This window comes from Cupriavidus yeoncheonensis, assembly GCF_905397275.1.
GTDB classification, from domain to species: Bacteria; Pseudomonadota; Gammaproteobacteria; order Burkholderiales; family Burkholderiaceae; genus Cupriavidus; species Cupriavidus yeoncheonensis.
This window is the reverse complement of record NZ_CAJPUY010000067.1, coordinates 1-1,170: the sequence shown is the minus strand read 5'-3', so window position 1 is coordinate 1,170 and position 1,170 is coordinate 1. Positions and strand designations below refer to the sequence as shown.

The window sequence follows — 1,170 nt, the reverse complement described above, 5'->3', positions numbered from 1 at the left end:
CTAGTGTCCTGTCCCGGTAATACGTGAACAAAGTCGATGCAATTTCTCGAGAATCGAGTCCGCAGTGGCAGTCCAGCGAAACGGCCGGCAGTTCGTGTTGTACGCGGTGACGAAATGATCGATGCGTTGGACCAACTGCTTGACACTGGTGAACGAGCCACGGCGGATGGCCTTATCGGTGATCAGCGAAAAGAAGCGCTCGACCTGATTGAGCCAGGAACTGTAGGTCGGGATGAAGTGCATATGCCAGCGCGGACGCGTCGCCAGCCAGGCCTTGATCTTCGGGTGGCTGTGTGTGGCATAGTTATCGGCGATGCAGTGGATGTCCAGTTCGGCAGGTACGGCGTGATCGATCTCTCGCAGGAAAGACAGGAACTCCTGATGGCGATGGCGCGGTTTGCAACTTGCCAGCACGGCTCCATTCAGGACGTTCAGCGCCGCAAACAGTGTAGTGGTGCCATGCCGTTTGTAGTCGTGCGTGACACCCTCGACATAGCCGAATCCCATGGGCAACATGGGCTGCGTGCGCTCCAACGCCTGGCATTGGCTCTTCTCGTCCACGCACAGCACCAGTGCATTGTCGGGCGGACTCAGGTAAAGACCTACCACGTCACGCAGCTTCTCGACAAAGAACGGGTCAGTCGACAGCTTGAAGCTCTCGGTACGATGGGGCTGCAGCCCGAAGAGTTGGAAGTAGCGCTGCACGCTGCTCTTGGAGATACCGGTCTCGGCCGCGACAGAACGCACGCTCCAGTGTGTCGACCCGTTGGCCGGTTTGGTATGCAGGGTTGTCTGGATCAACTGCGCCACCCGCTCGTCGTCGACCGTGCGCGGGGCACCCGGGCGAACATCGTCATACAGACCGGCGATGCGGCGCGCGATGAAGCGCGCGCGCCATTTGCCCACGGTAGCCTTGCTCATCTTCAGCCGTTCGGCGATGGAACTGTTGAGCTCTCCATCGGCGCTGCTGAGGATGATGCGCGCCCGATTACTCAAGGACGCGGGCAACGAGCGGCTGCGCGCGAACGACTGCAACTGTGCGTGTTCGTGTTCGCTCAACAGCAATTCGGCCTTCGGTCTGCCCATCCTCATCGCGGTATCTCCGTTCCCAAAAATGCGGAAACGGTATGCAAGACTAATGCCAATTATTTGTGGGACGGAACACTAGCT

At 59.0% G+C, this 1,170-nt stretch carries 1 protein-coding gene; it reads right to left on the bottom strand.

Annotated elements, in window-relative coordinates; translation table 11 throughout:
- The gene (locus KHO22_RS32305; RefSeq protein ID WP_211951259.1) at window positions 1-1,092 is read right to left on the bottom strand and encodes an IS630 family transposase; all 1,092 of its coding nucleotides are present in this window, start codon (window positions 1,090-1,092) and stop codon (window positions 1-3) included.
- Between the last annotated feature and the right edge of the window lie 78 nt (window positions 1,093-1,170).